6 protein-coding genes are annotated in these 5,871 nt (G+C 73.8%); all 6 read right to left on the reverse strand.

From position 1 onward, the window contains the following. Nucleotides 1–25: 25 nt before the first annotated feature. From ACZ63E_RS17610 to ACZ63E_RS17635, 6 genes are read right to left on the reverse strand one after another with little or no spacing between them, the layout of a single operon-like run. The gene (locus tag ACZ63E_RS17610) at nt 26–232 is read right to left on the reverse strand and encodes an MbtH family protein (RefSeq protein ID WP_465312580.1); all 207 of its coding nucleotides are present in this window, start codon (nt 230–232) and stop codon (nt 26–28) included. Then, on the reverse strand, nt 229–1,629 hold the full coding sequence (locus ACZ63E_RS17615) for an MFS transporter (RefSeq protein WP_465337038.1): 1,401 nt from the start codon (nt 1,627–1,629) through the stop codon (nt 229–231). Before ACZ63E_RS17615 ends, ACZ63E_RS17610 begins: the two co-directional genes overlap by 4 nt. Next, entirely contained in the window at nt 1,626–2,879 is a 1,254-nt protein-coding gene (locus ACZ63E_RS17620) for a glutamate synthase-related protein (protein WP_465337039.1), read from the reverse strand. The genes ACZ63E_RS17615 and ACZ63E_RS17620 overlap by 4 nt, the downstream gene beginning before the upstream one ends. After that, nucleotides 2,876–3,859 (reverse strand): asparagine synthetase A, encoded by a 984-nt coding sequence (locus ACZ63E_RS17625; RefSeq protein WP_465337040.1) that lies wholly within the window; start codon nt 3,857–3,859, stop codon nt 2,876–2,878. The genes ACZ63E_RS17620 and ACZ63E_RS17625 overlap by 4 nt, the downstream gene beginning before the upstream one ends. 30 nt (nt 3,860–3,889) lie before the next feature. Continuing rightward, nucleotides 3,890–5,143, reverse strand: a complete 1,254-nt coding sequence (locus tag ACZ63E_RS17630) for a methylaspartate mutase (RefSeq protein WP_465337041.1) — start codon at nt 5,141–5,143, stop codon at nt 3,890–3,892. Then, nucleotides 5,140–5,625, reverse strand: a complete 486-nt coding sequence (locus ACZ63E_RS17635) for a cobalamin B12-binding domain-containing protein (RefSeq protein WP_465337042.1) — start codon at nt 5,623–5,625, stop codon at nt 5,140–5,142. The genes ACZ63E_RS17630 and ACZ63E_RS17635 overlap by 4 nt, the downstream gene beginning before the upstream one ends. Nucleotides 5,626–5,871: the final 246 nt, after the last annotated feature.

Consider the following 5,871-nt stretch of genomic DNA (forward strand, 5'->3'; position numbering starts at 1 on the left):
TTCGGTTCTGCCGGCGGGTGGGTGGTCAGCGCATCGAGGCGACGAGGCTCGCCGGACGCAGGTCGGTCCAGTGCGTCTCGACGTACTCCAGGCACGCGGCGCGGGTGTCCTCGCCGTGGACCTTCGTCCAGCCGGCCGGGACGTCCACTGTGGACGGCCAGAGCGAGTGCTGGTTCTCGGCGTTCACCAGGACCAGGAAGGTGCCGTTCTCGTCTTCGAAGGGATTGGTCATGACTGCTTCTCCTCTGTGAGTGCGGCCCGGCCGAGTGCCGGGGTGGCGACGAGCAGGGCGAGCGCGACGAGCGCGACCGCGGCGTGGGCGAACATGGTGAGCGGGACGCCGATGGCCTCGGTCAGGACGCCGATCAGCAGGTTCCCGACGGGGGTGGCGGCGAGGGTGAACAGCGCCAGGATCGACATGACCCGGCCGCGCATCTCCGGCGTCGCCCACCGCTGGGCGAGGCTGACGAGCACGAGCGCGGTGAGCCCGGCGACCAGCCCGAGGGTGAAGAAGGCGGCGATGCCGACAACGAGGTTTCCGGTGGCCAGCAGGGCGAGGCAGCCGACCTGCGCGGCGAGCCCGCCGGTCGCCAGCCGCCCGGCCTTCCCGCGGGGCGGCCACTTGACCGAGACGACGAAGGCGAGGGACGCCCCGAGCGTCATGGCGGTGAGCAGCCAGCCGGCGCCGGCGCTGCCGCCCAGCAGGACGAGCCCGAGGTTGATCGGGCCGGCGCCGCTGAGCTCGAGGAGGCCGGTGACGATCATGGCCGTCCGCAGGGCGGGCCGTCGGGCGACGTACCTCGCGCCTTCCGCGATTTCCTTGCCGAGTTCCCGGAGCTTGACGCGCTGCCGGGGTTCGTTGCCGGCCAGGGTCTTGGTCTTGCCGGCGGCGAGCGCGGAGATCCCGAAGCTGACCCCGTTGACGACGGCGACGGTGACCAGCCCGCCGAGCCCGGCCAGCCAGGACCCGAGTGCCCCACCGGCAGCCTGCCCGCCCCGCACGGCCGCGAGGTAGACGGCGTTGCCCCGCACGAGGTGTTCGGGCGGGAGGAGGTTCGGCCGGAGAGCGTCGGAGGCCGGGATGAAGAAGGCACTGGCGACGGCCATGACGACGATGAGCCCGGCGAGAAGAGGCAGCACCGGCCCGACGAGCAGGACGGCCGCCGCCCCGGCGAGCATGGCCCCGGCCCGGACGAGGTCGGTGGTGACGAGGACGCGCCGCGGACCGCTCCGATCGGCGACGGCGCCGCCGACGAGCAGGGTGAGGACCTTGGGGAGGGAGCCGAGGGCGAGGACGAGGCCGGCGAGGGCGGGTCCGGCCGTGCCGACGAGGGTGACGGAGAGGGCGATGAGCCAGACCGCGTCGCCGAGGGAGGACAGGCCCATGGCGAGGACCAGGCCGAGGAAAGGCGCGGGAAGGCCTTTGCCGGTGGTGGCGACGGGCTCGCCCGCCTTGCCCTGCCCGGCCGCAGCGGCAGCGGGCCCGGCCGCGCCCGGCTCGGCCGGCGCGGTGGCGTGCTGGGCGGCAGGGCTGCCCAGCGCCCCCGTGACCTCCGCCGGTCCAGGCGCCACGTGCGGACCGGTCGACGGATCGAGGTCCGTGGGGGTTCGCTCGGCCGCCGCCGTCATGACAGCACCTGCTCGCGGACCTGCTCCGGCGTCCCCGGGAACCAGACATCGTCCGGCGTCAGCGCGTCCGCCCGGTACTGGCCCAGCGCGCTCAGCAGCATCCGCAGCTCCAACGCCAGCGCTTCGGCGAACCGGACCAGCCCGTCGACCGGGTCCGTGTCCACCGCCAGCAGCGCCGCCCGGCCCAGACCCGCCGCCGACGCGCCCAGTGCCAGGACCTTCGCCACCCGCGTGCCCTCCCACATGCGGCCGGACGCCAGCAGGCACCCCGCCGGTGATCCGATGCGGGCCAGGCACTCCGCCAGCGGAAGCCCGACCGAGGCGAACGCGGTGGGCGCCCAGCCCGATCCGCCCTCGGCGCCGTCGACCGTCACCGCCGACGCTCCCGCCGCCCATGCCACCGAAGCCGCGGCCGCGACATCACGGCCCGGCGGGAGCTTCACCCACACCCCGGCCCGCGGGAAGTTGTTGCGCATCAAGCGGATCTGCTGCCGGAGGATCTCGTCGGTGAACGTCCCCGGTGAGCTGCTCCGCACCACCGAAGAGCCGAGCGGAACGTCCACTGTGTACAAATCCGCCAGGGAAGCGGCAACGGAAGGCGAGACCAGCGTCATCCCGCCGAGCCCGGGCTTCGCGCCCTGCCCGACCTTCAGCTCGAACGCCAGCCGCCCGGACTCCAGCAGCGAGGCCGCCGACGGGTCCGAGTACACGAGGTTCCAGACCTCCGCGTCCGCGTCCTCGGTGCTCTGCTGGACGACCACCCCGCCGAGCCCGTCGGGCACCGCGTCCGCGTACGCCCGCATGCGCTCCAGCAGCGTCCCGTCCGACGCGCCGCCCGCACGGCCGTGCCCGTGCACCGGGACGACGTTCTCGCCGATCACCATCGGGATCCCGAGCCGCGCGGCCTGTGCCGACGCCGCCGCGCCCAGCCCGGCCCCCGCGACCTGCGTCGACCCGAAGGCCGACAGGTACAACGGCAGCGAAGACCCGAACCCGCCGATCGACGCCGACAGCGAGACGTCGCCGTACAACGGTTCGCGGCCCAGCTCGATCAGCTTCTCCAGCCGGCGCGGCACGAACACCGGCGGGACCAGCCGGGCCGACTCCAAGACGTCGCCCGAAGCCGAAGAAGATGCGCCGAACAACGAAGTCCCGTAGGAAGAGGCGGCGGGGAACACCGCCGAAGCGCCGTGCAGGGCACGAGCCCGGACCTCATCGGCAGGGAAACCGAAAGCCTCCAAAGCGGTCACGGCGAGACCACCCCCGGCAGCTTCGGGAACGCCGTCGCCTGCCACACCGCGTCCAGCCCGGCCACGTACCGCGTGAACCGCTGCACGCCCAGGCCGAACCCGGCGCTGGCGGGAATGCCCGCGCGGACCAGGTCGAGGTACCACGCGTACTTCGCCGGGTTCTCGCCCGTCTCGCGCATCCGCGTGACGATCCGGCCGTAGTCGTGCTCACGCTCACTGCCGCTGCACAGCTCGCCGTACCCCTCCGGCGCGATGAGGTCGAAGTTGCGCAGGACACCGCCGACAGAAGTGCTTTCGCGGTCGTAGAACCCGCGCGACCCCTTCGGGTAGTCGACCAGGAAGAACGGCCTCGCGTGCTTCTCCGACAGGATCGCCTCGCCCGCCCAGTCGATCTCGGCGTCCGCGCTCTGCGGGTGCCCGAGCTCGCGCAACGTCTCGACGGCGGTGGCGTGCGACAGCCGGCCGAACGCGCCGCCGAGCAGGTCGGTGAACGCGCCCGAGTCGCGGCCGAGCGCCTCCAGCACGTCGCCGGCGTCCTCGACGACCCGGCGCACCACGTGCGCCACCAGGTCCTGCAGCAGGTCGAGCACGTCGTCGCGGGACGCCCCGGCGACCTCGACGTCGAGCTGGTGGAACTCGGCCAGGTGCCGGCTCGTGTTCGCCGTCTCCAGGGGCTCCAGCCGCACGTTCGGCGCGACGTAGAAGATCTTCGAGAACCCCAGCAGCGACGCCTGCTTGTACAGGATCGCGCTGGTCATCAGCTTGTAGCGGTGGCCGTAGAAGTCGACGTCCACCTGCTTCGCGCCGCGGCCGCCCGGGTCGGTGACCGGGCCGATCACCGGCGGCAGCAGCTCGGTGAAGCCGCGCGCGCCCAGGAACGCGCGCGCCTCGGTGAGCAGCTTGTGCTGGAGGCCCAGCACCCGCCGTGTGGTCTCCGAGGTCAGGTGCGTGCGCGGGTCCGGCGGATCGGTGTGCTCCATGGCGTTCTCACTCCCAGCTGGTCGGGCGGTTCAGGACAGGACCGGGTCGAGCCTTCGGCGGTGGTAGGACAGGTCGGCGAGCAGCCGGGTCGCGCTGACCCGGTCGTGACCGCGGCGGCCGCCCAGCTCGGGCGGCAGCGGCATCCGGCCGGTGTGCCACCACTGCAGGCGGCCTTCGTCGTCGAGCACGCACCGGGTTTCGCCGCCGTTGTCGGGGTGCAGGCAGTACGGGACGTCGAGCAGCCCGCGTTCGAACGCCGCCGGCAGCGCCTCGGTCAGCGTCGGGGCGAGCGAGCGGACCTCGTCGACGAGCCGCCGCGCCTGCGCGTACACCTCGGTGTCCCCGTCGGGCGGCGGCCCGGGCGAAGGAGCGTCCAGTGCGGTGGCGTGCGCCAGCCGCAGGGCCTCGACGTTCTCTTCGACGGTCGGGATCCGGTGCGCTTCGGCGGTGGTCTTGACGATCAGCCGTTCGGTGCCGGTGCGCACGGCCAGCCGCACGCTCTCGGCGACCAGCTCCCGCGCCCCGGCCGCGGACTCCGGGAACAGGCCCATGTAGGTGTAGAGCACCACATGGTGGTCCACAGTGGACAGTTCCTCGGCGCAGAGCCGCCGCATCGCCCACAGCGCTTCGGCGTCCTGCTCCGGGCTGATCTGCTGCGCATAGCTGGCCGACACGCTGCGCACGCCGTGCTCGGCGAAGAACAGGCACTCCAGCACCGACAGCGCGACGAGCAGGCCCGGCGGGCACAGCTGGCCGAGCATGCAGCCGCCGAAGCTCTCCAGGTGGCAGTCCACGCCCCGGTCGGCCTGCCCGGCCAGCAGTGACGCCGAGCGCGACCACGACTTCGCCGCCGTGCGCAGCGGCACGCTGCTGTAGGGCAGGCAGTAGGACACCGGCCCGCCTTCGGAGGCGTCGAGCCCGGCTTCGAGCATCACGGCGAAGATGTCTTCCGGCTGCGCCGAGCCGTGCCGGACCTGGACGGGAAAGCCGGGCAGGCCCGCCACCAGCTCGGCGGTGACGGCCGCGCCCAGCGCCACCAGCGGGTAGCCGTTGAGCCGGACGCCGGAGGCGATCGACATGGCGGCGAGGTCGTGCTGCCCGGTGCGGGTGTAGCTGTCCAGGGTCACGGTGCCGATGGCGGGCACCCGGGCCCCGGCGACCGCGCGCAGCCCGCGGCGCATCGCGGCGGGGTCGGAGAACCCCATGCGCGGCTGGACGAGCAGCGTCCGGCGACGCCGGTGCTCGGCCACGAAGCTGCTGAACACCGACCGGGCAGGGGTCACCGCAAGGTCCGGACGTTCGCCGCGACGAACTCGCGGAACGACTCGATCGCCTGGCCGGAGTCGCCGGCGCCGACGTGGAACACCGCGTCGTAGCCCAGCGCCAGCAGCTCGGTCTCCAGCTCGGCGTTGGCGTCGCCCTGCACGCCGAGCTTGCCGCCGATGACGGCGGGCAGGCCGGCCAGGCCGGGGTCGGCGCGCAGCGCGGAGATCACCCGGGCGCCGTCGACGTGGCCGTGGCCGTTGATGGTGCTGATCACCAGGCAGTCCGGCCGCTCGGCGCGGCAGGCGGCCAGCAGCCGCTCGACCGGGACGCAGGCGCCGAGGTTGACCACCTCGTGCCCCATCTCCTCCATGATCAGCTGGAGGGCGACGAGGTTCCACATGTGCGAGTCGGACTGGACGCTGGACAGGACGAACTTGAGCGGGGGCCCGGCGGCCACACCGGGCCCATCGGGGGTCTGCTCGATCTGGAACGTGGTCATCGCGTGTCGCTCCCTGTGCGTTCGGGGAACGTCCGCGGGGCGAGCCGCGAACTTCTCACGACGAATCGTCATCGCCCGGCCGCCGCCGCACATGGGTGCGGCGGCCCCGCATTCCGGCGCCGGGGTCCGCCTCGCGCGCGGGCGAGGGGGGGGGGGGGGGGGGGGGGGGGGGGGGGGGGGGGGGGGGGGGGGGGGGGGGGGGGGGGGGGGGGGGGGGGAGGCGGGGGGGGGGGGGGGGGCCAGCCC

The organism is Amycolatopsis sp. NPDC104819, assembly GCF_055583145.1.